Genomic DNA, 25,007 nt, shown 5'->3' on the forward strand with positions numbered 1-25,007 from the left:
GATGGTCGGTGGTGTGACGTCGGTGACGTCGTCCACCCGCTGCGCAGCCGGCCGGCCGCGGCGCGATCGACAGGGAGAACCAGTTGCCTTCCATCTTCGAGAAGGCCCTGCGCTTCGGCGAGGGTCGGATCCTGAAGAAGCTCCATGGTCTGGCCGACCAGGTCAACCGGCTCGAGCCGAGCTTCGAGGAGATGACCGACGAGGAGCTCCGGGAGGAGACCGACCGGTTCAAGCAGAGGATCGAGGGCGGTGAGTCGCTCGACTCCCTGCTGCCGGAGGCCTTCGCGACGGTTCGCGAGGCAGCCCGGCGCACGCTCGGGCAGCGACACTTCGACGTCCAGGTGATGGGCGGCGCCGCCCTGCACCTCGGGAACATCGCCGAGATGAAGACCGGTGAGGGCAAGACCCTCGTCGCGACCCTCCCTGCCTACCTCAACGCGCTGTCCGGCAAGGGCGTCCACGTCGTCACGGTCAACGACTACCTGGCGAAGTACCAGAGCGAGATCATGGGACGCGTCTTCCGCTTCCTCGGCCTCGAGACCGGGTGCATCGTCTCCGGGCAGACTCCCGCGGTCCGGCGCAAGCAGTACGCCGCCGACATCACCTACGGGACCAACAACGAGTTCGGCTTCGACTATCTGCGCGACAACATGGCGTGGTCCACGGACGACCTCGTGCAGCGCGGCCACAACTTCGCGATCGTCGACGAGGTCGACTCGATCCTCATCGACGAGGCGAGGACCCCGCTGATCATCTCCGGCCCGGCGTCCGGAGACACGAACCGGTGGTACGGCGAGTTCGCGCGCGTCATCCGGACGCTCGAGCTGGGCACGGACTACGAGGTCGACGAGAAGAAGCGCACCGTCGGCGTCCTCGAGCCCGGCATCGAGAAGATCGAGGACCACCTCGGGATCGACAACCTGTACGAGTCCCTCAACACCCCGCTCATCGGCTTCCTGAACAACGCCATCAAGGCCAAGGAGCTCTTCAAGCGCGACAAGGACTATGTCGTGATGAAGGGCGAGGTCATGATCGTTGACGAGCACACCGGTCGAATCCTGGCCGGCCGCCGGTACAACGAGGGGATGCACCAGGCGATCGAGGCCAAGGAAGGCGTCGAGATCAAGGCCGAGAACCAGACGCTCGCCACGATCACGCTGCAGAACTACTTCCGCCTGTACTCGACCCTCTCCGGCATGACCGGTACGGCCGACACCGAGGCCGCGGAGTTCCAGGGCACCTACTCCCTCGGCGTCGTCCCCATCCCGACGAACCGTCCGATGCAGCGCATCGACCAGAAGGACCTCGTCTACAAGAACGAGAACGGCAAGTTCGACGCCGTCGTCGCCGACATCGTCGAGCGCCACGCGGCCGGACAGCCCGTGCTCGTCGGCACGACCAGCGTCGAGAAGTCCGAGCTGTTGAGCTCGAAGCTCAAGCGTCAGGGCGTCCCGCACGAGGTCCTCAACGCGAAGCAGCACGAGCGCGAGGCGCCGATCGTCGCGCAGGCCGGACGCAAGGGTTCCGTCACCGTGGCCACGAACATGGCCGGGCGTGGTACGGACATCATGCTCGGTGGAAACGCCGAGTTCATGGCCGTCGCAGCCCTCGCTGAGCGGGGCCTCGACCCGCAGGAGACGCCGGAGGAGTATGAGGCCGCCTGGCCGCAGGCACTCGCCGACGCCGAGGCGGCGGGACGTGCGGAGCACGACGAGGTCAAGGAGCTCGGCGGGCTCTACGTCCTGGGGACGGAGCGTCACGAGTCCCGACGGATCGACAACCAGCTGCGCGGCCGGTCCGGACGTCAGGGTGACCCGGGGGAGTCTCGGTTCTACCTGTCGATGGAGGACGACCTGATGCGCCTGTTCAACTCGGGTCTCGCCGAGTCGATGATGCACCGCGCCGGGTTCCCGGACGACGTCCCGCTCGAGTCCAAGATGGTCTCGCGCGGTATCGCGAGCGCCCAGGGCCAGGTGGAGTCGCGCAACTTCGAGATCCGCAAGAACGTCCTCAAGTACGACGACGTCCTCTCCCGTCAGCGCACGGTCATCTACGACGAGCGACGCCGTGTCCTGGACGGCGAGGACCTGCAGGAGCAGGTCCAGCACTTCCTGACGGACGTCATCACGGCCTACGTCACCGCGGCGACCGCCTCGGGCAGCGCTGACGAGTGGGACTTCGACGAGCTCTGGACGGCCCTGCGAGCGGTCTACCCGGTCCAGATCACCGTCGACGAGCTCTTCGAGCAGGCCGGCTCTCGCGTGCTCGTCACGCGGGAGATGCTGCTCGAGGAGGTCCTCTCTGACGCCCGAGTGGCCTACGAGGACCGCACGCAGTCCCTGGGCGAGGCCAACATGCGCCAGCTGGAGCGTCGCGTGGTGCTCTCCGTCCTCGACCGCAAGTGGCGCGAGCACCTCTACGAGATGGACTACCTCAAGGAGGGCATCGGGCTGCGCGCGATGGCCCAGCGCGACCCCCTGGTCGAGTACCAGCGCGAGGGATTCCAACTCTTCAACGCGATGACCGAGGCCATCAAGGAAGAGTCGGTCGCGTACCTGTTCAACCTCGAGGTGAAGGTGCAGCCGTCCGGCGGTGCGCCGATCGACGCGGCGTCGGCGGCGGCAGCAGCACGTGCGGGTGCCGCGCAGGGCATCACGCCGTCGGCGTCGCCGGCCGTCGAGGTCACGCCGGCTCCGGTCTCCGAGGTCGCAGAGGCGTCGTCCGCAGAGTCGGTCGAGGAGCCCACCGCGGATCCCGGACCGGTCGTCGACGACACGCCGGCCGCCGCACCGCGGGCCGAGTCCGGTGGCGGGGACACCCTCATCGCTGAGGGGCTCGACGGACCGGCACGTCCGATACCGCTGTCGTACTCGGCGCCGGACGAGGACGGGTCAGGGAAGGCCGTCGTCTCGAGCTCGCGCCGTGCGCGTCGCGAGCTGCACGGCGAGGCGGCCAGTGCCGAGAGCGACGGGCGCACGTTCCCCGGGACCCCGCGCAACGCCCAGTGCCCCTGCGGGTCGGGCAAGAAGTACAAGGTCTGCCACGGGCAGAACGAGCAGTGACGGACACCGCGCTCGGGATCGTCAACCGATCTCGAGCGCGGTCACGCGCCACGCGCCACGCCGTGCCTCGACACGGATCGCTGCAGCGCGCACTCGTTCGCCGTCTTTGACCACCACGGCGGCTTCGGCGACGTTCGCGCCGATCCGAACCGTCCTGGCGCGAAGGACGGTGAGCGGTAGACCGCACGGGGCCGCCGCCTCGGCCGCCCGTCTGAGCACGGCCGCACGGCGTCCGAGCGCCTCGTAGATCTCCGGCTCGACCCAACGGATCAGCTGGGCGAGAGGGCGTCCGCCATTGAGCACCTCGAGCGATGCCCGGACGATGGCGACGCAGATGCCGGTCGGGTCGCCGAGCGTGTCGGACCCTGTCGGCGCCGCGTCGAGCGGGCGAGGTGGGCGGTGCGGCGACGGGCGGACGTGGCTCGGGTCCAGGACCGGTGGTCGTCCCAACGGGGCCGCGCGCCGTCGTCGACCGGCGGGCTGTCCGGGTACTGCGGTCACGCGGGGGGCTGCCGGCTGGGGTGTGGCGAGGCTTCTCACGTCGCTGCTCCTTCGCTGCGAAAACTGCTGAATGGGGGTGCGGATCCGTCCGCCGTGCTCCTGGCTGGGCGGAGTGGTGCGGGGGAGTGCGTCTGCTAGCCGGGGGGCCTGAGCTCCATCCCGGGAAGGATCAGGTTCGGGTTCGAGCCGATCGTCGCGCTGTTGGCGGTGATCCAGCGCTCCGTCGCCGCGGCGATCTCGGCGTTCGAGGCTCCCGGGCCCAGATCATTCGCCGCGATGGACCAGAGCGAGTCGCCCCGGAGGACCACGACCGCGGTCGAGCGACGGTCGTCCCTGGCCTGGACGGGAGCAGGGTGGCTCACCACTGTGGCGCGCGGGGCGGGCGCCGGTTCGGCGGCGGGTGCGTCCGACCGGGTGGAGTGCCAGGTGGGATCGACAGCCTCGGGGACGGTGTGTGACTCACGGTCATTCGGTGAAGCCGAGGAGGTCCATCCGACGTCGAGGGGTGTGGCCACCGCGGTGACGCTCACGCTCGTCGACGTCGCGGGGTCTGCACCGCTCCCCGCCGCTGTGTCGGTCGCCAGGGCCCCCGCGCCCGGAAGGACGAGTCCGGCGCTGACGGTCGCCGTGATCCCGATCCGGGTCAGTCGTCGTACCACCGCGGGGGCGATGCGTGCGACGAGCCGCTCGCCGGCGCGCCACTGTGTGCCGGCACCGCGTGCGACGAGGCAGAGGCAGGCGAGGAGGCCGCTGAGTAGGAGCCAGGACGCCGTGGCCGCACCTAGCATGCAGACCGCGATCTCGACGACGTCCTCGATGTCGAGAGGTGTGCGCTTCACGACCGCGAGGCCGTGGCGCACGAGCAGGACAGCCGACGCGGCGCTGGCCAGAGTGAGCACGGAAAGAACCAGTGCGCTTCTTGCTGGTTTGTGACGCTGATGATGCTCAGCCACTCTCGCCCCCTGCGATTGGTGCCGGATTGTGTTTGTTGATGCACGGTGGTGCTTGATGTCGTTTGTTCGGTCTCGATACAAGCGTTCGCGGTTAGGTATGTCCATAGGCGTCCTGACATGTGGACCACATTGCGGACATTTTCAACCATTCGCCTAGCGTGACGTGTCATGCGCTGGGACCGGCTCGTCGACGACCTCGAGGCACAGTTCGATGCGGAGGCGCGGGCCGGGCTCGCAGGTCAGACGGCCGAGCTCACGCGGGCGGAGCAGGCGGCGGTCGTCCTCGCGGACCGGCTGCGGGCAACCCGCGACCCGGTGTCCGTGGTGCTGGGCGACGGCTCCGTCGTGACCGGTCGCGTGGCACACGTCGGCGCGGACTGGGTGGTCGTCCGCCCGGAGCCGGGTCGCGACAGCGGTGACGAGCTCGTGCCGATCTCCGCGATCGACGTCGTCGAGGGGGTGGGCGTGCGGACGCGCGCGGACGAGCGGATGCCCCGGCTGACGTCGGTCCTGCGTGCGTTGCAGCGCGACAGGGTGCTGCTGACGATACGGACGCGGGCCGCGAGCACCACCGGTCGTCTCGCACGAGTCGGGCGAGACCATCTTGACGTCGTCGAGGAGCGGGACCGGTTCACCGGTCGGCCGCGAACCCGCGTCGTGAGGATCGACGCACTCCTCGTGCTCCGCGAGTCGGACCCGCACCCCTTCTGACGGGTGTGCCCCGAGGTCGGCGCTATCCGTCCAGGTCGCCCGTCGCGATCTTGCTCCGGGTGCGGTGGTAGAGCTCCTGGATGTATGACTCCAGCTCGCTCACCTCGATGCGCCACTGGCCGCGACCGCCGACCTGGATCGCCGGGAGCTCGCCGCTCCGGACGAGGTGGTACGCAGCACTCGGCGAGATGTTGAGCTCTTCGGTCACGTCGGTGAGCGTCAAGAATCGCCGGGTCATGGCTGAGAGTTTGGCACGGCTGGTCCGACGGTCGGGCCCGTCGTCCACAGGCGTCTGACGCGAGCTATCCGAAAACGGCAGGATATGTCCCGACCGAGACACCGACCCATGGAGCACCATGACGACCACCGCGGAACGCCCCACAGCCGTCGCACCACGACTGCGCCGTCCCGGGTGGCGGGATCCCCGCCTGCTCGTCGGCATCCTGCTGGTCGCGCTGTCCGTCCTCGCGGGGTCGTGGGCCGTGTCGAGCGCAGGTGAGACGGTTCCGGTCTACGCGGCGTCGCGCGTGCTCACCGCAGGCGACTCGGTCGACGTCGACCAGCTCCGGGTGGAGGACGTCCGGCTCGGCGCGGACCAGCTCGACCTGTACGTCCGTGCTGACGGCGACGAGGTCGTCGACACCATCGCGATCCGGACCGTCGGGGCGGGTGAGCTACTGCCGAGCTCGGCGCTCGGAGACGCCGGCGCGGTCGACGTGCGACCGGTCGCGCTCACGGTCACCGATGCGTTGAGCGACCGGGTGGTCGTGGGCGCGCCGGTGGACGTCTGGTTCGTCCCGGAGGGCGACGAGGGCGGTGCAGAGCCGCGGGTGCTCGTGGAGGGCGCCGTCGTCGACGCCGTGGACGACGGCGGCGGCGCGTTCGTGGTGGGTGGTGCCACCACCCTGCACGTCCTGGTTCCCGGTGACGTGCTCGACGAGACTCTCGCCGCCCTGGCGACCGACGGCGTGGTCTCCGTCGTACCGGTCGGAGGATCGCGGTGACAGCACCGATCACCGTCCTGTGCATGCTGCGCGGCCGGGCCGAGTCTGCCGTCGTCGAGGCGATCGCCGAACCGTCCTCCGGTGCGGCCGTCACCCGGAGGTGTGCCGACCGTGCCGAGCTGATGGCCGCCGCGGTCGCGGGCGCCGGTGAGGTGGCGCTGGTTCCGGCGGGGCCGGGTGGACTCGATCGCGAGAGTGTCGCGGCGCTCCACGACGTCGGGGTCCGTGTGGTCGCCGCCGCCGAGTCCGGGGCAGCCGCCGACGCGGCCCGGGCGACCGGCGTCGACGTCGTCTGCGACGCTTCTCCGGCGGCGTCCGTCGTCGACGCGATCCGGCGCGCGTCGCTGAACGAGGCCCCGGGCCGTACCGAGCCGGGGCCGCGCGCGCAGGTCCCTGCCCGTCGTGGCGCCGTGATCGCCGTGTGGGGGCCGACCGGGGCCCCGGGCCGGACGACCGTCGCCGTCAACCTGGCTGCCGAGCTCGCCGAGCCGCCGTCGCGGCGCCGTCGGCGTGGTGTCGTCACGGTCTCGTCGTCCTCGATGGTCGTCGACGCGGACACCTACGGCGGGTCGGTGGCTCAGCACCTCGGACTGCTCGAGGAGTCTCCAGGCCTCGTCAAGGCTGCACGCCTGGCGGGTCGTGGCGCACTCGATCGGACGGCGCTGGGCGAGATCGTCCTCCAGGTCCGGCCGCGGATGCACGTCCTGACGGGTATCGCCCGTCCGCAACGGTGGCCCGAGCTGCCCGGTCCGTCGCTCGACGCGGTCTGGGACGTCGCGCGCGGACTGGTCGACAACGTGGTGATCGACTGCGGTTTCGGGATCGAGCACGACGAGGAGCTCACCTACGACACGCGGGCTCCGCAGCGGAACGCGGCGACGATCAGTGCACTGCGGGCCGCTGACGTCGTCGTGGTCACCGGCTCCGGGGAGCCGGTCGGGGTCCAGCGTCTCGTCCGCGCGCTCGACGACCTGACGGAGTCGGGGTTCGGGATGACGGCTGCACGAGTCGTGGTCGCGAACCGGGTGCGCTCCTCGGTCAGCGGCCAGGGGGCGGAGGCGGCGGTGCAGGGTCTTCTCGCACGGTTCGCGGGGGCCGACGACGTTCTCGTCCTGCCGGAGGACCGGCCGGCCCTGGACCGGGCCATGCTGGAGGGTCGGGTCCTGCTGGAGGCTGCGCCGAACGCACCGGCGCGCAAGGCGATGTCTACGCTCGCAGCTCGCGTGCGGTCGCTCGCCATCGCACGGTCCGGCACCGGGGTCCACGCGGCGGCCGCGACCGCCGGAGCAGATGCCCCCGACTGGACGGACGTCGCCGCGGCGCCGATGCTGGCAGACTGAGACCATGCGCCTCTACGTTCCGACGACCCTCGACGAGCTGCTCGACGCGGCCTCCGCACCGCTGTGGACCATCGAGCCCCGCGCGGCGCACGCCGTGACCGCTCCGCTGCAGGAGTCCGAGCCCGACGAGGACCTGGAGGGATGGGAGTTCGTCGCGGCACTCGAGGCGGCCGACGACTCTCTGGCGCTCATCGCCGGGCTGGGGGACGTGCCCCGCCAGCGAGTCGTCGTCACCGTCGAGGTGCCGGACGAGGCCGTCCGCGTGATCGGAGTGGTCCCGACCGACGACACGCCCGACGACGCGCCGGCACCGAGCGCGGTCGAGATCGTGCAGACGGTCCCCGAGGTGGAGATCGTCTGCGCCCACGTCGACGAGCCGGGCGCGTCCGTCGACGTCGAGGCCGTCATCGCGGCGGTCGACACGGACGACGACGAGGCGCTGGCCCGGGCGTTGGACCGGCTCGGTGAACGCGGTCTGCTCTGGTACGACCGCAGCGAGCTCGCGGACATCCCGCAGGAGTAGGTGCGGAGGCGCCGATCGCCGTCGATCAGCGGCTGACACCCTGAGGATCAGCCTCAGCCTCAGCCGAGGCGCTCGAGAACCGCGTCGTGCAGCAGGCCGTTGGTCGCCACGGCGTTCCCCCCGAAAGGCCCGGGGGTTCCGTCGAGGCTCGTGAACCGACCTCCCGCCTCGGTGACGATCGGGACGAGTGCCGCCATGTCGTAGAGCTCGAGCTCGGGCTCGGTGGCGATGTCGACCGCACCTTCGGCGACGAGCATGTAGGACCAGAAGTCCCCGTAGGCGCGGGTGCGCCAGCAGTCGCGCGTCAGGTCGACGAGCGCATCGAGCTTGCCCGCCTCCTCCCATCCGCCGAGGCTGGCGTACGAGAGCGACGCGTCGCCGAGCTCCTTGACCCCCGAGACCTGGATCCGGGTGGCCTTCGGGAGCGAACGTCCGGTCCATGCACCGGATCCTTGCGCGGCCCACCAGCGCCGGCCGAGCGCGGGTGCCGAGACGAGTCCGACCACGGGCTCGCCCTCGTCGACGAGAGCGATGAGTGTCGCCCAGACCGGGACGCCGCGGACGAAGTTCTTGGTGCCGTCGATGGGGTCGACGACCCACCGTCGCGAGCCGTGACCCGCGGACCCGAACTCCTCACCGAGGATCGAGTCGCGCCCGCGTGCCCGCGACAGGGTCGAGCGGATCATCTCCTCGGCAGCCCGGTCCGCGTCGGTGACAGGCGTGTTGTCCGGCTTGGTCTCGACGCTGAGATCGAGAGCCTTGAACCGCGCCAACGTGTGCGAGTCGACCTGGTCGGCGATCACATGGGCGAGGCGGAGGTCGTCGTCGTACGAGGGCATGCCTCACACCGTAGCGGTGCGAGCCGCCATGAGGCGGCGGAACGAGGCGACACGCACGGACCGATTCTCCCTTTCGTCCGGTGGGGCGGCGTCCACCCAGGCGTCGAGCGCGCAGTCGACCGCCTCGACGGCGTGGGTGCATCCCCGGGGGCAGTCGACGGACACGTCCGCGAGGTCGTCGAAGGCGGCGAGCACCCGGTCGGGCTCCACGTGAGCGAGGCCGAAGGAGCGGATGCCGGGCGTGTCGACGACCCAGCCGGCGCCGTCGGGCAGTCGCAGTGCCACGGCGGAGGTCGAGGTGTGCCGGCCTCGGCCGGTGACGTCGTTGACGTGGCCGGTGGCACGCGTCGAGTCGGGGACGAGGGCGTTGACGAGCGTCGACTTGCCGACGCCCGAGTGCCCGACCAGCACGGAGATCTTCCCGTCGAGCTGGTCCCGCACCGGTCCGAGCGGTCCGATAGACCTGTCGTGGTCGTCCATGCTCGTGACGATGACGGTCACACCGAGCGGCTCGTACTTCTCACGGAGGGGCGCGGGGTCGGCGAGGTCGGCCTTGGTCAGGCAGAGAGTCACCGACATCCCGGCGTCGTATGCTGCGACGACGGCGCGGTCGATCATCCCCTCCCGCGGTTCGGGGCGGGCGAGCGCCGTGACGATCATCAGCTGGTGGGCGTTGGCGACGACGATCCGCTCGTAGGGGTCGGTGTCGTCGGCGGTCCGCCGCAGGACGGTGTCGCGCTCCTGGATGCGGACGATCCTCGCGAGGGATCCGTCGTCCCCGCTCGTGTCTCCGACGAGATCCACCCGGTCGCCGCAGACGACGCGGTCGCGGCGCAGCTCCCTGGCGCGCATCGCGACGACCACACGCTCGTCCGGCGTCCCCTCGTCGACGAGGGCTGTGTAGCGACCCCGGTCGACCCCGGTGACGAACCCGGTGCGCGCGTCGGCGTGCTCCGGGCGGATCTTCGTGCGCGGGCGTGACCCACGCTTGTTGGGACGCTCGCGGAAGTCCGACTCGTCGCGCAGTCGGGGAGCCATCAGCGGCTGCCGAGCATGTCGACCCACATCTGCGGAAAGTCCGGCAGGGTCTTCGCCGTGGTCGCGACGTTCTCGACCTCGACGCCGGGAACGCGCAGACCCAGGATCGCGGCGGAGGTCGCCATCCGGTGGTCGTGGTAGGTGCGGAAGGTCCCGCCGTGCAGCGCAGCCGGTTCGACGACGAGCCCGTCCTCGGTCTGCGTGCACCGCCCCCCGAGTCCGTTGATCTCGTTCTCGAGCGCCGCGAGGCGGTCCGTCTCGTGACCGCGGAGGTGCGAGATCCCACGGAGGTGGCTCGGGGAGTCGGCGAGCGCGGCGAGGGCGGCGATGTTGGGCGCGAGCTCGCCCACGGCGTGCAGGTCCGCGTCGATGCCGTGGACGGTGCCCGTACCGGTGACCGTGAGCACACCGCCCTCGAGCGACGCCGTTGCTCCCATCCGGGTCAGGATCTCGGGGAGCTGTGCACCGGGCTGGGTGCTCGACGTCGGCCAGCCCGGGATCCTCACGGTCCCGCCGACGACCAGGGCGGCAGCAAGGAACGGCGCCGCGTTGGAGAGGTCCGGCTCGACCCGGACGTCGCGCGCGGTGATCGGCCCGGGCTCGACCCGCCACTCGTCGTCGGAGACGGTGACCGCGACACCGGCCGCCCGCAGGGTCTCGACGGTCATGTCGATGTGGGGTCGGCTCGGAAGGGTGTCACCCACGTGACGAAGAGTGAGGCCGTCGTCGAACCGTGCACCGGCCAGCAGCAGCCCGGAGACGAACTGGCTGGAGCCCGAGGCGTCGACGTCGACGGATCCGCCGGTGACGTGCCCGGTCCCGGCGACGGTGAACGGCAGCAGTCCGCGTCCGTCGTCGTCGATGCCGACCTCCAGCCCGCGGAGCGCGTCCAGCACAGGACCCATCGGTCGAACCCGGGCGCCCTCGTCGCCGTCGAGGTGCACGGCGCCGTCGGCGAGCGCCGCGATCGGCGGGACGAACCGCATGACGGTCCCGGCGAGGCCGCAGTCGATGCTCACGTCGCCGTGCAGCCGACCCGGCCGTACGTGCAGCGTGCTGGGCTCGTCGCCCTCGGTGATCTCGATCCCGAGCGCGCGCAGGGCCGCGATCATGAGGTCGGCGTCGCGGCTCCGCAGGGCACCGCGCAGGACGCCGGGCCCGTCGGCCAGCGCGGCGAGGACCAGGAGCCTGTTGGTCAGCGACTTGGAGCCGGGCACCTCGACGGTCGCGTCCACCGCCCGAGCGGTGGACGGGGCCGCCCACAGCGGAGTGTCGGCGGCGAGGTGGTCCGTCTGCACGGGCTGCGAAGTCATGCCGCCAATCTAGTGGATGGTCGCCGAGACCCTCGGCCGGGCCCGTCGGGACGGACGGTCAGACGCCCGTGGCGTGCACGGCCTTCTTGGCGCGGCGGGCCGCGCGGCGGCCCGAGTCCTTGACGGAGTCCGTCGCCGCGTGCACGGCCATCTGGGCGTCCTTTCCGGCGAGCTCGGCGGAGGTCGAGAGGTCCTTGCGAGCCTGCGCGATCCGCCACTGCACACCCGGGCGCCCCTCGTAGTCGGCCCCGGCGATCAGCGCGGCGCCGATGGCGCCGACCGCACGGACGAACTCCGGGGTGCGCTCCGACCGTGGCCGAGGCCCGTTCGACAGCGGTTCGTTCACGACCGCGAGGGGGAGGTTCAGCGCCGCGAGCGCGAGGGCGGAGGTGCGGGGGACCACGCCGAGCGCGAGGGTGGTCCCGGCGAGCGCCACCGCGGCGCCGTGCGCCCGGACAACGAGCGTGAGCTGCTTGTCCGTGAGCTCGGTGTCGGTCGCCACGCGGGAGCCGACCAGGTCGGTGCCTGCGCGGGCGGCGGCCAGGTGCTCCTGAGGCCGGGTGACCGCGTGGACGCCGTTGTAGACGAACCAGCTCGCGAGCATCGGTCGTGCGATGCGGCGCAGGATCACAGTGCACCTCCGGCTGCTGCGGGTGCGTCGGCCGACTCGCCGCCGTCACCGATGGTCTCGCGGGCCACGAAGTTCTCGAGGTCGAAGAGGTTGCCGCCGGCTCGCTCTGCGACGGCCAGCAGCGTGGTCGCCGAGGCGACCTCCTCGACCTGCTCCTTGAGGAACCAGAGCATGAACTGCTCGCCGAGGGCGTCGCCCTCCTCGCGCGCCGCGCGGAAGATCGCCTCGATCTGGGTGGTCACCTCGCGCTCCTGGGCGAGGGCGAGCGCGATCGGCTCGGTCACCGAGCCGAAGTCGTTGCGCACGGCCGACGTGCCGGGGATGACCGCGGGGATGTCCCGGTCGAGCATGTGCTGCACGATCATCATCGCGTGGTTGCGCTCCTCGAGCGCCTGGCGGTAGTAGTGCGCCGCGAGCTGGGGCAGGTCGTTGGCGTCGAACCAGACGGCGATCGCCACGTACTGCTGGTGGGCGTCGAGCTCGTGCCCGACCTGCTCCCGGAGGAGCGTGACGTACCGCGAGGTGTTCTCAGGGGTGCTCATGCCCCCACGGTAGCGACGCCGTCCGGCACTCACATCCTGGCGCGCCCACGGAATATGCACGGATGCCCTGCCGTTAGACCCGACGTGAGACAGACGACGAAGAACCCAGCGCGGCGGCCGCCGGCCCTCGTCGACCCGAACGCGGATCCGGCGGTCGTCGTGACGCTGCCCGCACGCCGGGGCGCCTCGGAGCACGCCCGGCCCGTCCTCGGGCTAGGCTCGTTGCTGATGACGGACGACGACCGCCCTGAGGGCGCTACGCAGATCGAGCTCGGCGACGACCCGAACCGGGCACCCGAGGCGGAGGACGCCGCGGCGCGTGCCGTGCGATTCGAGCGTGACGCCATGCAGTACGTCGACCAGCTCTACTCGGCGGCGATGCGGATGACCCGCAACCCGACCGACGCGGAGGACCTGGTGCAGGAGACCTACACCAAGGCGTTCGCGGCGTTCCACCAGTACAAGCCGCACACGAACCTCAAGGCGTGGCTCTACCGCATCCTGACGAACACGTTCATCAACACGTATCGCAAGAAGCAGCGCGAGCCGCAGAAGTCCCAGGCGGACGAGATCGAGGACTGGCAGATCGCCCGCGCCGCGTCGCACACCTCGCAGGGCCTGCGCTCGGCGGAGGCCGAGGCGCTCGACGGGCTCCCGGACTCCGACGTCAAGCGCGCGCTCCAGGAGCTCGCCGAGGACCGACGGATGGTCGTCTACTACGCCGACGTCGAGGGGTTCCCGTACAAGGAGATCGCCGAGATCATGGGCACGCCGATCGGCACCGTGATGTCCCGGCTGCACCGCGGGCGTCGCCAGCTGCGCGAGCTGCTCGCCGACTACGCCGTCGAGCGCGGACTGGTGAGTCCGAAGGAATCCGGAGGAGAGCTGTGATGGACAAGACCGAGCGTCGGGTCGGGGGCGACGACATCCGCGTCGTCACGCCGATCCCTCATGCCACGGGCAGCGAGTCGGACTGCGAGCACGCGATCGGGCACCTGTACGAGTTCCTCGACTCGGAGATGACGGCCGACGACGAGGCGAGGATGCGCGCTCACATGGCGCACTGCGCCCCGTGCCTGGCCGAGCTCAGCGCGGAGGAGCTCGTCAAGAGCCTCGTCCGCCGCTCGTGCAGCGAGCAGGCCCCGGAGAGCCTGCACCTGAGGATCCGGGCTCAGCTGTCGGTCACGACGACGTACGTGGTCGACGAGGGCTGACCGAGCCGCGAACGACGAAGGGTCCGGACCAGACGGTCCGGACCCTTCGTCGTTCGCCGCGCAGCGGCGGATGCCTCAGGCGTTGGGGCGCTTGCCGTGGTTGGCGGCGTTCCCGCGACGGCTGCGACGCTTGCGTCCACGCTTGCTCATGTCGTTCTCCTTCAGGGATCGTTCCGCGGCGACATTCACCGCGGACAGGGCGACCCCATCATGCATGTCTGGGATCTGATCACCCTATGGTCCCACATCTGTCCGCGGTCGTGTCACGCAGGCCGGGTACGGGGCGGGATCGCTCAGCTCGGGGTGTCCTCGGGGAGGCCGAGCCACTCGTGCCATCCGGTGTGCAGGACGAGCCACGCCATCAGCCCGTAGCCCGCCTGGCCCGGGTGGAGGTTGCCGTTCTGCGCGAGGTCGGCGTGCCACTGCTCGTGCGAGGCCAGGGGGGTGAACGTGTCGACGTACGGCACGCGACGCCGTGCTGCGACGTCACCGTACGCGCTGCTGAGCTCGGCGAGCCGGTCCGCGTCCTCGGACAGACCCGGGGGCGGCCCGACGACGAAGGCCGGGATCCGACGAGAGTCGGCCACGTCGAGGATGTTGGCGAGGTTGAGTCGCGAACGCGCCACGGAGAGGACAGAGCTGGCGTCGTGCCGACCCAGGGCGACGACGAGACGGTTGTCGGTCTCGGCCTCGGGGCCGAACCGGGGCGCGCACTCGACCTCCCAGCGCTGGCTGAGTCCGGTGGTCGTCTCTCCCGGGACGGCGAGCGGGAACGACATGGCGGTGCCCTCGAACCGGGTCCGTGCCATGACCCGCCCGGTCCACCCCAGGCCCTTGGGGTCGCCGACGCCGACGCTCAGCTCGTCGCCGACGACGCAGATCCGTAGTTCCTGTCCACCCACGTGTTCTCCTCCGTCGCTCCGGCCATATTCTCCGCCATCGCGTCGACTCGCGCGCGCAGGGCGCGCGGACCACCGTCAGTGGGGCGTGATTCCCCACGTCGAGACGTGGGACTCGCCGGGCGCGAGCCGGACGAGGAGGTCGCCGGTGCGGAAGGCGTCGGCGATGCAGCTCATCGGTTCGACGGCGACTCCCGTGCGGCTCCACGGGTCGCCGACGTGGTCGCCGGTGCAGACCTGCCACGCCTGAGCCCATGCGGCGGCCCAGACGGTCGCGCCGGAGCCGTCGGGCCGCGTCAGCACTGCGCGCGAGCGACCCGTCGAGTCCCTCGCCGGGTCCAACCAGGCGTCGTCGAGGTCGAGGTCGGCCAGCACACGGGGTGTGCGCAGGTCGAAGTCTCCCGCGACCGGCTCGGACCCGGTCGGGAGCAGCCGCTCGTCCACCGTGACGTGCGTGGCGGCGTCGAGCAGCAGGGTGCATTCGTCGAGGTCCGCGCCCTGCGGCGAGAGCCACGGGTGGAACCCGGACCCGTACGGCAGGTCACCCGTCCCCGTGTTCGTCGCGAGGAGCTCGACGGTCAGTCCGTCGTCGGCCAGCGTGTAGGAGATCTGCGCGCTCAGCCCGAAGGGGTAGCCCGGCTGCGGGGCGAGGTCGAGCGCCAGGGTGACCGACGACGTCGTGTGCTCGGCCACGGACCACCGCACCCAGCACGCGAGCCCGTGCAACGCCGTCGTCCGGGTGGTCTCGTTCACGGGAGCCTGGTGCCGCTCGCCGTCGAACTCGTACGTGCCGTCGCCCAACCGGTTCGGCCAGGGGAGCAGGACCGCGCCGTGCGAGGCCGGCGCCAGCTCGGTCTCGGCGAAGGGCACGACGACGTCCGCACCCGCCGAGGTGTAGCTGCGTAACGCGGCGCCGACCTCGGTCACGACGGCGTGCTGGTCCCCGAAGGAGATCGGGAGCTGGAGGCCTGACGGCAGGAAGACGGTCACGACTGAGTACGGTAGCGCGCCGTCACGTCGTATCGTGCATATGAGCAGTCATCAAACAAAGGAGCGCGTGATGGAACACCACAACCTCGGACGAACCGGACGCGCCGTCTCCGTCGTCGGACTCGGCACCTGGCAGCTGGGTGCCGACTGGGGCGACGTGAGCGAGCAGGACGCCCGCGCCGTTCTCGACGCGTCGGCCGAGGAGGGTGTCACGTTCTTCGACACCGCGGACGTCTACGGCGACGGACGCAGCGAGAAGATCATCGGCGGATGGCTCGCCGACCACCCCGGGACGGCGACGGTGGCGACCAAGATGGGCCGCCGGGTGGACCAGGAGCCCGAGAACTACACGCTGGCGAACTTCCGGGCCTGGACCGACCGCTCGCGGACGAACCTCGGGGTCGACCGGCTCGACCTCGTGCAGCTGCACTGCCCCCCGAGCGCCACGATCGAGAGCGACGCGACCTACGACGCCCTGGACACCCTGCGCGACGAGGGGGCGATCGCCGCCTACGGCGTCAGCGTCGAGACCGTCGACCAGGCGCTCGCGGCGATCGCGCGGCCCGGGGTCGCGAGCGTGCAGATCATCGTCAACGCGTTCAGGCTCAAGCCGCTCGAGGAGGTGCTGCCCGCAGCCTCCGCCGCCGGGGTGGGCATCATCGCGCGCGTGCCCCTGGCCTCGGGCCTGCTGTCCGGCAAGTACACCCGGGAGACGACCTTCGCCGAGAACGACCACCGCACGTTCAACCGGGACGGCCAGGCGTTCGACGTGGGGGAGACGTTCTCGGGCGTGCCCTTCGACGAGGGCGTCGAGGCCGCCGTCGAGTTCACCGCGCTGGTGCAGGACACCGTGGGCGACCGCCTGAGCCCCGCGCAGGCCGCGATCATGTGGCTCTGGCAGCAGCCAGGTGTCTCCACGGTGATCCCGGGGGCGCGGGACGTCGACCAGGCCCGCGCGAACGCGACCGCCGGTCGTGGGGACGTGGTGCTCGGCGCCGGCTTCACGCGCGGCGTCCGGGACATCTACGATCGCCGCATCCGCGCGGCTGTCCACGACCGGTGGTAGCGCTGCGTCAGCGCCTCGCGCTCGCCGGCACGTAGTCGACCGGGGCACCCTTCGGCACCGCGTCGCCCTCCAGGGACTCTTGGTACTCCTTGGCGATCTTGCCGAAGACCTTGTAGAGCACCCAGCTGTGGACCTCGCTGTAGTTGTACGGGGTGTCCTCGTCCGGGTTCACGGTCAGGTTGTAGATGTGCGGCGTCGCGAGCTGCTCGATCGGTGCCGTGCCGTCGACCACGCGGTGCGTCAGCACCTTGAAGTTGCGCCACCGCAGACCGACCTGGAGCTGGTCGAAGAACATCAGGAAGTGCTCGCGGTTCGACTCCTCCTGCCGGCCGGTGAGGAACGCCGACTGGTCCACCCCGTCGAGGACGCGGTCCTCGGGGACGAGGTCTTCCGCCTCGAGGAGCGAGAGCAGCGTGGGGAACCAGTCGACGACGTGCATCATCTCGTCGGTCGCACCCGTGCGCAGGTGGTCGGGCCAGCTCACCACGCAGGCCGTGCGGTTGTTGCCCTCGTAGGTCGAGAAGTAGCCGCCCTTCCAGGTGCCCTCGGCGCTGCGGTTGTTCGGTGCGTGGAAGGTCGTGTCGCGCCCGTTGTCGCCCGCGAAGACGATAATCGTGTCGTCGCGGATACCGAGCTCGTCGAGATGGTCGAGAAGCGTGCCGAAGTCCGCGTCCAGCATTTGCATGCAATCGGCGACCTGGCCGCCGTCCGAGCTCCCGATGAACTCTTTCCGGGGAAGTGTCGGGAAATGCATGTTCGAGTGGTTGAAGTAGAGGAAGAACGGCTCATCGGCGTCGACCGAGTCGGTCATCCACTGCTTTCCCCTCTCGAGGAAGTCGAGGTCGATGTCGCGCCGGACCTCGCGGTCCAGGACCTTGACCTTGCGCATCTGGCCGGGCGCCTCCGACTCGATGACGTAGGACGGCTCGAGGTCCGTCGCCCGGAAGAACTTGTCGTCGGGCCACATGGCCTCGTCCCAGGTGCCCTCGATGCCGTACCAGTAGTCGAACCCGTGGTCGGTCGCGTAGCGGCCCGGTTCGGCGCCGCAGTGCCATTTTCCGAGGATCGCGTTCCGGTATCCCAGCGTCTTGAGCTGGCTCGCCACCGTGACCTCCCACCCCACGAGCCCGCTGCCGGGCAGTGCCGACGTGCAGCCGGTCCTCGTCGAGTGGCGTCCCGTCATCAGGGCCGAGCGGGTGGGCGTGCACTGGGCCTCGACGTTGTAGTTGGTCAGCCGCAGGCCGGTCTCGGCGAACGCGTCGACGCGCGGGGTCCGGGCGCCGATCCCGACCCCGCCGCCGTAGCAGCTGATGTCACCCGTGCTGATGTTGTCGACATGGAAATAGAGAACATTTGGGCGCTTTGCCATGGCGAAAATCCCTCGTTCGTGCGGTCGACCCTCACGATCGCCCGTCGTTCGCTACTGTAACGACAAATGCCGAGGTGCGAGAGTTGACGAGGGAGAGATATGGACGTCATCGCAGGTCTGTTCAATATCGTTCTGACGATCTTTATCGTCACCACGATGCTCACGGCAGGTTTCAACACGACGTTCGAGCAGCTGCGCGCAGCGCTGTCCAAGACCAGTCTGGTGGTTCTCGTGCTGCTCGTGGCCTTCGTCCTCCGACCTCTGGTCGGCTGGGGTGTGGCCGAGGTGTTCGCACTGGCGGTCCCGGCCTACGTGGCGATGGTCCTGCTGTGGAGCTGTCCGGGCGCCCCCTTCGGCGCAAAGCTGGTGATGACCGCGAAGGCGGACGTCCAGACCGGTGCCGTGTTCCAGGTGATGATGGCGGCGATCGGCTCGCTCACGTTCGCGCCGACGGCGAACCTGATCATCGGGGCGGCGGACCTGGGGGACGACGTCTCGCTCCCGGTGGGACAGCTCATCCTCACCGTGGCACTGCTGCAGCTCCTGCCGTTCGTCATCGGCGTGCTCACCCGCCACTGGACCCCGGACCAGGCTGCGGAGTTCGGAGCCTTCACCGGCAAGGTCTCGAGCCAGACGTTCCTCGTCGTGCTCGCCGGCGCACTCCTGGGCAGCTGGGACGCCGTCGTCGACCTCTTCGGGACCGGAGTCGTTCTCGCGGCGATCGTCGCATCCGTGGTCATGATCGCCCTCGGCTGGTTCCTGTCGTCGGGATCGCGGGAGACCCGGTGGTCCACCGCACTGATCGAGCCGTGCAGCAACTCCGGGCCTGCCTTCGCCGCGGTGGCGATCGCGTTCGACAACGACCCGGAGATCCTCGGGGCGATCACCGCGATCCTGCTGTTCCAGATCGTGGTCGGTCTGCCGGTCTCGTCGTTCGTCGGGCGCAAGGAGGCGAGACTCGCACAGTCCGCGGCGTAGTCCGCGCCACGTCGTCGGCGCCCGCCCCGGACGCCGAGGCGGGCGACGTTCCCACGAACGCCGACGGGGCCCGGCCGAGTGTTCTCGGCCGGGCCCCGTTCAGGTGGTGACGCGCGTCAGCGGGCGAAGGCCTGCTCGATCAGCACCGCCTGCTGGGCCTGGTGCTTCTTCGCCGTCCCCGCGGCCGTCGACGCGGAGGCGGGACGCGAGACGACCTGCACCTGCGGGAGGTCGTCCGGGAGGCTGATGTGGATGAACGACCACGGCCCCTGGTTCTGGGGCTCGTCCTGCACCCAGACCACGTTCTCCGTGCCGAACTTCTCGATCTCGGCGCGGATGGCGTCGACGTCGAGCGGGTAGAGCTGCTCGAGCCGGACGATCGCGGTCTTGTCGTCCTTGCGCTTGGTGCGCTCCGCGAGCAGGTCGTAGTAGACACGGCCCGAGCAGAGGAGGACCCTGTCCACATTCGCGGGCGTGACGCCGTCGTCCGTGATGACCGGCCGGAAGGTTCCCGACGTGAAGTCGTCGACCTGGGACGCGGCGGCCTTGAGACGCAGGAGCTGCTTCGGCGTGAAGACCACGAGCGGGCGACGTGGCCGGTCGTACGCCTGCCGGCGGAGCAGGTGGAAGTACGACGCCGGGGTCGACGGCTGCGCGACGATCATGTTGTCCTGCGCCGCCAGCTGGAGGAAGCGCTCGATCCGGGCCGACGAGTGGTCCGGGCCCTGGCCCTCGTAGCCGTGCGGCAGGAGCATGACGACCGAGGAGTTCTGACGCCACTTCTGCTCGGCGGAGGAGATGAACTCGTCGATGACGGTCTGCGCCCCGTTGACGAAGTCACCGAACTGCGCCTCCCACAGGACGAGGGCGTCGGGTCGCTCGACCGAGTAGCCGTACTCGAAGCCGAGGGCGGCGTACTCGCTCAGCGACGAGTCGTAGACCCAGAACTTGGCCTGGTCGCCGGACAGGTACAGGAGCGGGGTCCACTCGGCGCCGGTCTCACGGTCGTGCAGCACCGAGTGGCGCTGGACGAAGGTCCCGCGGCGCGAGTCCTGGCCGGCGAGCCGGACCGGCGTGCCCTCCATGAGGAGCGAGCCGAACGCGACGAGCTCGCCGAAGCCCCAGTCGATGTTGCCGTCCGACGACATCTTGTGCCGCTTCTCGAGCAGCTGTGCCAGCTTCGGGTGCACCGTGAAGCCCTCGGGGGGCGCCGCGTGCACCGCACCGACGCGCTCGAGCACGCTCGGGTGCACGGCGGTCTGCCAGCCGACCATCGTGCCGGCGTCCTCGCGCTGCGACTCGGGGCGTTCGAGGCCGGCGATCGGCTCGGACTTGGCGGGCGGGGTGTATCCACCCTCCTTCGTCTCCGAGAAGACACGCTCGAGCTGTGCCTGGTAGTCCTTGAGGACCGCCTCGGCCTCCTCGACGGTGATGTCGCCGCGGGCGACGAGGTTCTCGGTGTAGATCTTGCGGACCGAGCGCTTGGCCTCGATGAGGTTGTACATCAGCGGCTGGGTCATCGACGGGTCGTCGCCCTCGTTGTGGCCACGGCGGCGGTAGCAGATCATGTCGATGATCACGTCGGTGTCGAACTGCTCGCGGAACGCGAATGCCAGCTCGGCGACGCGGACGCACGCCTCTGGGTCGTCCCCGTTCACGTGGAAGATCGGCACCTGGTAGCCCTTGGCCACGTCCGTCGAGTACGTCGTCGACCGTGCCGAGGACGGGCCGGTGGTGAACCCGACTTGGTTGTTGATGATGACGTGGATCGTCCCGCCGGTGCGGTAGCCGCGCAGCTGCGCGAGGTTCAGGACCTCGGGCACGACGCCCTGGCCGGCGAACGCCGCGTCACCGTGGATCAGGATCGGCAGGACGGAGAACCCGTCGCCGCCGAGGTCGATCTTGTCCTGCTTCGCCCGCACGATCCCCTCGAGCACGGGGTCGACGGCCTCGAGGTGCGACGGGTTCGCGGCGAGGTAGACCTGGGTCTGCGCGCCGGACTCGGCGGTGAAGGTGCCCTCGGTGCCGAGGTGGTACTTGACGTCGCCCGACCCCTGGACGCTCTTCGGGTCGAGGTTGCCCTCGAACTCCGCGAAGATCTGGGCGTAACTCTTCCCGGCGATGTTGGCCAGGACGTTGAGTCGTCCACGGTGCGCCATGCCGATGCATGCCTCGTCCAGCCCGCTCTCGGCAGCCTTGGACAGCACCGCGTCGAGGAGCGGGATGACGGACTCGCCGCCCTCGAGCGAGAAGCGCTTCTGCCCGACGAACTTCGTCTGCAGGAACGTCTCGAACGCCTCGGCGGAGTTGAGCTTGCGCAGGACGCGGAGCTGGTCCTCGCGCGGCGTCCGCGCGTAGCCGGACTCGAGCCGCTCCTGCAGCCACCGGCGCTGCTCGCGGTCGGCGAGGTGCATGTACTCCGTGCCGATCGAGCGGCAGTAGGAGTCGCGCAGCAGCCCGAGGATGTCGCGCAGGGAGTCCGTGGCCTTCCCGCCGAACCCTGCCGTCGGGAACCGGCGCTCGAGGTCCCAGAGGGTCAGCCCGTGGTTCTGGATGTCCAGGTCGGGGTGCTTGCGCTGACGGTAGGTCAGCGGGTCCGTGTCGGCCATCAGGTGGCCGCGCGAGCGGTAGGAGTGGATCAGCTCGGCGATGCGGGCGGGCTTGGCGGCCTCGACCTCGGCGTCGACGGTGTTGTCCCGGACCCAGCGCACCGGCTCGTAGGGGATGCGCAGCGCGGTGAAGACCCGGTCGTAGAAGCCGTCGAGCCCGACGAGCTTGTTGCCGATGATCTTCAGGAACTCGCCGGACTGGGCGCCCTGGATGATGCGATGGTCGTAGGTCGACGTGATCGTCAGGACCTTCGAGATCGCGAGCCGGGAGAGGCGCTCGATCGAGGCGCCCGCGAACTCGGCGGGGTAGTCCATCGCGCCGACACCGATGATGGTGCCCTGCCCGGGCATCAGGCGTGGCACCGAGTGCACCGTGCCGATCCCGCCGGGGTTGGTGAGCGAGATCGTCGTGCCCTGGAAGTCCGCGACGGTCAGCTTCGACCCGCGAGCCTTGCGCACGAGATCCTCGTACGCCGTCCAGAACTGCGCGAAGTCGAGAGTCTCGGCCTTCTTGATGCTCGGGACGAGCAGCTGGCGCGAGCCGTCCGGCTTGGCCAGGTCGATCGCGAGCCCGAACCCGACGTGGGCCGGCTGGTTGACCGCGGGCTTGCCGTCGAGCTGGGTGTAGGACGCGTTCATGACCGGCATCTCGGCCAGCGCCTCGACGAGCGCGTACCCGATCAGGTGGGTGAACGAGATCTTCCCGCCACGACCGCGGGCGAGGTGGTTGTTGATGACGATGCGGTTGTCGACCATGAGCTTGGCCGGGATCGCGCGCACCGACGTGGCGGTCGGGACCTCGAGGCTCTGCTCCATGTTCGTCACGACGCGGGCGGCGGGGCCGCGCAGCTTGGTGACGTCGTCGCTGAGGTCCTCGTCCGGTGTCGTCGAGCGCGAACGCGCGGACTGCGCGTACGGCGCGGTCGCGGGCTGTGCGGTGGCGACCGGGCGTGACTCCGTCACGGCGTGCACGGCGGCGTTGACCTCGGGGTCCGCTGGTACGGCCGGTGCCGCTGGCGTCTGCGCGGCCTCGGCGGCGGCCGACCCGTCCCGGACGGCCTGCGGTGCCTGCTTGGCGTCCGAGTCGCTGGTTGCCGCGTCGTCCTGTGACGACTGGACCGAGGTCCCGTTCACCGCTGCTCCCTTGCCTTCGGGGCGCTCCGTCGGCCGATAGTCCGCGAAGAAGTCCCACCACGCGGGGTCGACCGCGTTCTTATCCTTGAGGTACTGCTCATAGAGCTCGTCGACCAGCCATTCGTTCGCTCCGAACACGGAGCCGACGCTGCTGATCGACTCTGACTCAGCCTTCGGGGACACGCGAAAATCGCCCACCTTCACCACGGGTCGAACGGGTTAAACCTGACGGTGCCCGGCTCAGAGCCGGGACCCTCCCAGCCTAGGCCCTCGTCAGGCCCTGGCCATCCGCGCGGTGGCTGCGATCCGGGCGTCGCGGGCGCATGCCAAGAGCGGGTAACGGAGGTGTGGCGACTCGATAGAGAGCGATCCCCGATCGGTCACTCCGGTGCCATGGCCGGGTATGGCGGCCGCCATGACGTAAAGGACTGTGACGAAGGTCACAACTGCGGTTCTCTCGTGTCGCCCCCGTCGGGGTGGGCAGGGAGGCCTGCCGCTGGGCGGTGCGCCGGCAGCGTGACCCGCATGGTCGCACCGTCGCTGCTGTCCGCGACCTCGACCTGCCCACCGTGCAGGTCGACCGCCCACCGCACGATCGCGAGGCCGATCCCGGTCCCGCCGCTCGCGCGACCGGGGCGGGGCATCTGGTTCGTCCCGCTGACGAACCGGTCGAAGATCCGCTCGCGGTCCGCCTCCGCGATGCCCGGGCCCTGGTCGATGACCTCGATGACGACGACGTCGCCCTCCGCGGTCTGGTCCGCATAGCCCTCGAGGCGGATCTCGCCGTCCTGGGGGGAGTGGCGGATCGCGTTGTGGACGAGGTTCGTGACGACCTGGCGCAGTCGCTCGCGGTCCGCGTCCACGACGAGGTCCTCCGGCGAGACGTCGACCACGTACCGAAGGTCCTTGCCGGCCTCGGTCATCGAGAGCGAGCTGGCGCTGTCCTCGAGGAAGTCGCCGACCAGGACCGGGGAGATGTTGAGCTCGGCCGCGCCGGCCTCGATCCGGGAGAGGTCGAGCAGGTACGAGACGAGCCGCGTGAGCCGCTCGGTCTGGTCGAGCGCGCCCTGGAGCGTGGCCGGCGTCGGTTCCGTGACGCCGTCGACGAGGTTCTCGAGCTGGGCCTGGAGTGCGGCGACCGGGGTGCGCAGCTCGTGCGAGACGTTCGCGATCAGCTCCCGTCGTACCCGGTCGGAGGACGCGAGGTCGTCGGCCATCATGTTGAAGGCGACGGCGAGCTGGCCGACCTCGTCGTGGCTGGTCGCGTGAACCTCGCGCGAGTAGTCCCCGGCGGCCATCGCCTGGGCGGCGGTCGTCATCTCACGAAGCGGCGACGTCATTCCGCGCGAGAGCAGTCCGGTCAGGAGCAGCGAGACGCCGATGGCCAGGGGGAGCGTCCGGGAGGGGCCCAGGTCGTTGCGCAGGCCGATCCAGGTGATGAAGACCCCGAGCAGCACCGATGCCGCCACGACGACGCCGAGCTTGACCTTGATCGACCCGAACCGGTCGAGCGGTCGGACGTCGGGCAGGGTGTGACGGCGGGCGCCGGGCGTCCCGTTGGCGGGCACGTCAGGCCGGAGGCTCGAACGCGTAGCCGACTCCGTGGACCGTACGGATCAGGTCTGCACCGAGCTTGCGGCGCAGGGCCTTGATGTGCGAGTCGACGGTCCGTGTGCCGGACGCGTCGGCCCAGTCCCAGACCTCGGCCAGCAGGCGTTCGCGCGTGAGCACGGTCTTGGGCGAGCTGGCCAGCATCACCAGCAGCTCGAACTCCGTCGGTGTCAGGTGCACCTCGTCCCCGGCGCGGAACACGCGGCGCTGGGCGCGGTCGATCGTGACGTCGCCGATCACCAGGGGCGGCTCGTCGGTCGGGTCCGAGGCCGCCTGCGACGTGCGTTCGACGCGACGCAGGAGCGCCTTGATCCTCGCCACGAGCTCGCGCATCGAGAACGGCTTCGTCATGTAGTCGTCCGCCCCGACGCCGAGGCCGATCAGCATGTCGGTCTCGTCGTCGCGCGCGGTGAGCATGAGGATCGGCACCGGGTGCTGCGCGTGCACGCGCCGCGTGACCTCGAGACCGTCGATCCCGGGGAGCATGACGTCCAGGATCATCGCGTCAGGATGCAGCCGCAGCGCGGCCTCGACACCGGAGAGTCCGTCGTTCGCGACCTCGACCCGCCAGCCCTCGGCGGTCAGGCGTTGCGCGATGGCTGAGGCGATCGTCGGTTCGTCCTCGACGACGAGCAGTGTGGCCGGCTTGCTGGCCTGGCTCCCAGTGGTGTCTGACATGG

24 protein-coding genes and 1 pseudogene are annotated in these 25,007 nt (G+C 70.2%); 10 read left to right on the plus strand and 15 right to left on the minus strand.

Annotation, left to right across the window (positions count from 1 at the left end):
- Positions 1–83: 83 nt before the first annotated feature.
- Positions 84–2,576: pseudogene (gene secA / locus BLU20_RS05970) on the plus strand (preprotein translocase subunit SecA); the annotation flags it as partial.
- Positions 2,577–3,062: an SEC-C metal-binding domain-containing protein gene (locus BLU20_RS14410; protein WP_407946482.1), complete on the plus strand. Its 486-nt coding sequence runs from the start codon at positions 2,577–2,579 to the stop codon at positions 3,060–3,062.
- Between the two features lie 21 nt (positions 3,063–3,083).
- Here BLU20_RS14410 and BLU20_RS05975 read toward each other — a convergent pair whose 3' ends face one another.
- Positions 3,084–3,602, minus strand: coding sequence for an Rv3235 family protein (locus BLU20_RS05975; protein WP_231959321.1), 519 nt, complete (start codon positions 3,600–3,602; stop codon positions 3,084–3,086).
- A gap of 95 nt (positions 3,603–3,697) precedes the next feature.
- Entirely contained in the window at positions 3,698–4,462 is a 765-nt protein-coding gene (locus BLU20_RS05980) for a LysM peptidoglycan-binding domain-containing protein (RefSeq protein WP_083371947.1), read from the minus strand.
- A gap of 222 nt (positions 4,463–4,684) precedes the next feature.
- Between BLU20_RS05980 and BLU20_RS05985 the strand changes: the two genes are divergently transcribed.
- Positions 4,685–5,227, plus strand: a complete 543-nt coding sequence (locus tag BLU20_RS05985) for a hypothetical protein (protein WP_083371948.1) — start codon at positions 4,685–4,687, stop codon at positions 5,225–5,227.
- A gap of 22 nt (positions 5,228–5,249) precedes the next feature.
- Here the strand turns inward: BLU20_RS05985 and BLU20_RS05990 are convergent, their stop codons facing one another.
- The gene (locus BLU20_RS05990; protein WP_029253155.1) at positions 5,250–5,465 is read right to left on the minus strand and encodes a helix-turn-helix domain-containing protein; all 216 of its coding nucleotides are present in this window, start codon (positions 5,463–5,465) and stop codon (positions 5,250–5,252) included.
- A gap of 118 nt (positions 5,466–5,583) precedes the next feature.
- Here BLU20_RS05990 and BLU20_RS05995 point away from each other — a divergent pair, with 118 nt between their 5' ends.
- Genes BLU20_RS05995 through BLU20_RS06005 form a run of 3 tightly spaced genes read left to right on the plus strand, consistent with a single transcriptional unit; the run spans position 5,584 to position 8,094 of the window.
- A complete protein-coding gene (locus BLU20_RS05995; RefSeq protein ID WP_083371949.1) occupies positions 5,584–6,231 on the plus strand; it encodes a hypothetical protein in 648 nt (215 codons plus the stop codon).
- On the plus strand, positions 6,228–7,571 hold the full coding sequence (locus BLU20_RS06000) for an AAA family ATPase (protein ID WP_197675423.1): 1,344 nt from the start codon (positions 6,228–6,230) through the stop codon (positions 7,569–7,571). The genes BLU20_RS05995 and BLU20_RS06000 overlap by 4 nt, the downstream gene beginning before the upstream one ends.
- 4 nt (positions 7,572–7,575) lie before the next feature.
- A complete protein-coding gene (locus tag BLU20_RS06005; protein WP_083371951.1) occupies positions 7,576–8,094 on the plus strand; it encodes a DUF6912 family protein in 519 nt (172 codons plus the stop codon).
- Between the two features lie 59 nt (positions 8,095–8,153).
- Here the strand turns inward: BLU20_RS06005 and hisN are convergent, their stop codons facing one another.
- Genes hisN through BLU20_RS06030 form a run of 5 tightly spaced genes read right to left on the minus strand, consistent with a single transcriptional unit; the run spans position 8,154 to position 12,457 of the window.
- The gene (hisN, locus tag BLU20_RS06010; protein WP_029253159.1) at positions 8,154–8,933 is read right to left on the minus strand and encodes a histidinol-phosphatase; all 780 of its coding nucleotides are present in this window, start codon (positions 8,931–8,933) and stop codon (positions 8,154–8,156) included.
- Between the two features lie 3 nt (positions 8,934–8,936).
- Positions 8,937–9,971, minus strand: coding sequence for a ribosome small subunit-dependent GTPase A (gene rsgA / locus BLU20_RS06015; RefSeq protein WP_083371952.1), 1,035 nt, complete (start codon positions 9,969–9,971; stop codon positions 8,937–8,939).
- On the minus strand, positions 9,971–11,284 hold the full coding sequence (aroA, locus tag BLU20_RS06020; RefSeq protein WP_083371953.1) for a 3-phosphoshikimate 1-carboxyvinyltransferase: 1,314 nt from the start codon (positions 11,282–11,284) through the stop codon (positions 9,971–9,973). The genes rsgA and aroA overlap by 1 nt, the downstream gene beginning before the upstream one ends.
- 58 nt (positions 11,285–11,342) lie before the next feature.
- Positions 11,343–11,915: a DoxX family membrane protein gene (locus BLU20_RS06025; RefSeq protein ID WP_083371954.1), complete on the minus strand. Its 573-nt coding sequence runs from the start codon at positions 11,913–11,915 to the stop codon at positions 11,343–11,345.
- Positions 11,912–12,457: a ferritin gene (locus tag BLU20_RS06030; RefSeq protein ID WP_029253163.1), complete on the minus strand. Its 546-nt coding sequence runs from the start codon at positions 12,455–12,457 to the stop codon at positions 11,912–11,914. The genes BLU20_RS06025 and BLU20_RS06030 overlap by 4 nt, the downstream gene beginning before the upstream one ends.
- A 159-nt stretch (positions 12,458–12,616) precedes the next feature.
- Here BLU20_RS06030 and BLU20_RS06035 point away from each other — a divergent pair, with 159 nt between their 5' ends.
- Both BLU20_RS06035 and rsrA read left to right on the plus strand, forming a co-directional pair.
- Positions 12,617–13,348 (plus strand): sigma-70 family RNA polymerase sigma factor, encoded by a 732-nt coding sequence (locus tag BLU20_RS06035; protein WP_052367061.1) that lies wholly within the window; start codon positions 12,617–12,619, stop codon positions 13,346–13,348.
- Positions 13,348–13,671, plus strand: coding sequence for a mycothiol system anti-sigma-R factor (gene rsrA / locus BLU20_RS06040; RefSeq protein WP_029253165.1), 324 nt, complete (start codon positions 13,348–13,350; stop codon positions 13,669–13,671). Before BLU20_RS06035 ends, rsrA begins: the two co-directional genes overlap by 1 nt.
- 75 nt (positions 13,672–13,746) lie before the next feature.
- On the opposite strand, the gene BLU20_RS14415 is transcribed toward rsrA, so the two are convergent.
- The 3 genes from BLU20_RS14415 to BLU20_RS06050 form a co-directional block, all read right to left on the minus strand.
- The gene (locus BLU20_RS14415) at positions 13,747–13,821 is read right to left on the minus strand and encodes a 50S ribosomal protein bL37 (protein ID WP_407946483.1); all 75 of its coding nucleotides are present in this window, start codon (positions 13,819–13,821) and stop codon (positions 13,747–13,749) included.
- A gap of 143 nt (positions 13,822–13,964) precedes the next feature.
- Positions 13,965–14,573, minus strand: a complete 609-nt coding sequence (locus tag BLU20_RS06045) for a GDSL-type esterase/lipase family protein (RefSeq protein ID WP_029253166.1) — start codon at positions 14,571–14,573, stop codon at positions 13,965–13,967.
- Between the two features lie 75 nt (positions 14,574–14,648).
- Positions 14,649–15,560: an aldose 1-epimerase family protein gene (locus BLU20_RS06050; RefSeq protein WP_083371955.1), complete on the minus strand. Its 912-nt coding sequence runs from the start codon at positions 15,558–15,560 to the stop codon at positions 14,649–14,651.
- 70 nt (positions 15,561–15,630) lie between these two features.
- On the opposite strand from BLU20_RS06050, the gene BLU20_RS06055 reads away from it, so the two are divergent.
- Entirely contained in the window at positions 15,631–16,626 is a 996-nt protein-coding gene (locus BLU20_RS06055; protein WP_029253168.1) for an aldo/keto reductase, read from the plus strand.
- A 7-nt stretch (positions 16,627–16,633) separates the two neighbouring features.
- Here the strand turns inward: BLU20_RS06055 and BLU20_RS06060 are convergent, their stop codons facing one another.
- The gene (locus BLU20_RS06060) at positions 16,634–17,995 is read right to left on the minus strand and encodes an arylsulfatase (RefSeq protein WP_083371956.1); all 1,362 of its coding nucleotides are present in this window, start codon (positions 17,993–17,995) and stop codon (positions 16,634–16,636) included.
- Between the two features lie 99 nt (positions 17,996–18,094).
- Between BLU20_RS06060 and BLU20_RS06065 the strand changes: the two genes are divergently transcribed.
- Positions 18,095–18,973 carry a bile acid:sodium symporter family protein gene (locus BLU20_RS06065; RefSeq protein ID WP_083371957.1) on the plus strand — a complete coding sequence of 293 codons (879 nt, stop codon included), beginning with the start codon at positions 18,095–18,097 and terminating at the stop codon, positions 18,971–18,973.
- 116 nt (positions 18,974–19,089) lie between these two features.
- Here the strand turns inward: BLU20_RS06065 and BLU20_RS06070 are convergent, their stop codons facing one another.
- From BLU20_RS06070 to BLU20_RS06080, 3 genes are all read right to left on the minus strand, one after another.
- On the minus strand, positions 19,090–22,899 hold the full coding sequence (locus BLU20_RS06070; RefSeq protein ID WP_083371958.1) for a multifunctional oxoglutarate decarboxylase/oxoglutarate dehydrogenase thiamine pyrophosphate-binding subunit/dihydrolipoyllysine-residue succinyltransferase subunit: 3,810 nt from the start codon (positions 22,897–22,899) through the stop codon (positions 19,090–19,092).
- 257 nt (positions 22,900–23,156) lie between these two features.
- A complete protein-coding gene (locus BLU20_RS06075) occupies positions 23,157–24,284 on the minus strand; it encodes a HAMP domain-containing sensor histidine kinase (protein ID WP_083371959.1) in 1,128 nt (375 codons plus the stop codon).
- A gap of 1 nt (position 24,285) precedes the next feature.
- Positions 24,286–25,005: a response regulator transcription factor gene (locus tag BLU20_RS06080; RefSeq protein WP_029253173.1), complete on the minus strand. Its 720-nt coding sequence runs from the start codon at positions 25,003–25,005 to the stop codon at positions 24,286–24,288.
- Between the last annotated feature and the right edge of the window lie 2 nt (positions 25,006–25,007).

This window comes from Paraoerskovia marina, assembly GCF_900105445.1.
Classification (GTDB): domain Bacteria; phylum Actinomycetota; class Actinomycetes; order Actinomycetales; family Cellulomonadaceae; genus Paraoerskovia; species Paraoerskovia marina.

What these genes read in the sequence shown, in the direction of transcription:
- BLU20_RS05985 (WP_083371948.1), top strand. Translation starts at nt 4,685, where the DNA reads ATGCGCTGGGACCGGCTCGTCGACGACCTCGAGGCACAGTTCGATGCG.
- BLU20_RS05990 (WP_029253155.1), bottom strand. Translation starts at nt 5,465, where the DNA reads ATGACCCGGCGATTCTTGACGCTCACCGACGTGACCGAAGAGCTCAAC.
- BLU20_RS05995 (WP_083371949.1), top strand. Translation starts at nt 5,584, where the DNA reads ATGACGACCACCGCGGAACGCCCCACAGCCGTCGCACCACGACTGCGC.
- BLU20_RS06005 (WP_083371951.1), top strand. Translation starts at nt 7,576, where the DNA reads ATGCGCCTCTACGTTCCGACGACCCTCGACGAGCTGCTCGACGCGGCC.
- hisN (WP_029253159.1), bottom strand. Translation starts at nt 8,933, where the DNA reads ATGCCCTCGTACGACGACGACCTCCGCCTCGCCCATGTGATCGCCGAC.
- rsgA (WP_083371952.1), bottom strand. Translation starts at nt 9,971, where the DNA reads ATGGCTCCCCGACTGCGCGACGAGTCGGACTTCCGCGAGCGTCCCAAC.
- aroA (WP_083371953.1), bottom strand. Translation starts at nt 11,284, where the DNA reads ATGACTTCGCAGCCCGTGCAGACGGACCACCTCGCCGCCGACACTCCG.
- BLU20_RS06030 (WP_029253163.1), bottom strand. Translation starts at nt 12,457, where the DNA reads ATGAGCACCCCTGAGAACACCTCGCGGTACGTCACGCTCCTCCGGGAG.
- rsrA (WP_029253165.1), top strand. Translation starts at nt 13,348, where the DNA reads ATGGACAAGACCGAGCGTCGGGTCGGGGGCGACGACATCCGCGTCGTC.
- BLU20_RS06055 (WP_029253168.1), top strand. Translation starts at nt 15,631, where the DNA reads ATGGAACACCACAACCTCGGACGAACCGGACGCGCCGTCTCCGTCGTC.
- BLU20_RS06060 (WP_083371956.1), bottom strand. Translation starts at nt 17,995, where the DNA reads ATGGCAAAGCGCCCAAATGTTCTCTATTTCCATGTCGACAACATCAGC.
- BLU20_RS06065 (WP_083371957.1), top strand. Translation starts at nt 18,095, where the DNA reads ATGGACGTCATCGCAGGTCTGTTCAATATCGTTCTGACGATCTTTATC.
- BLU20_RS06080 (WP_029253173.1), bottom strand. Translation starts at nt 25,005, where the DNA reads ATGTCAGACACCACTGGGAGCCAGGCCAGCAAGCCGGCCACACTGCTC.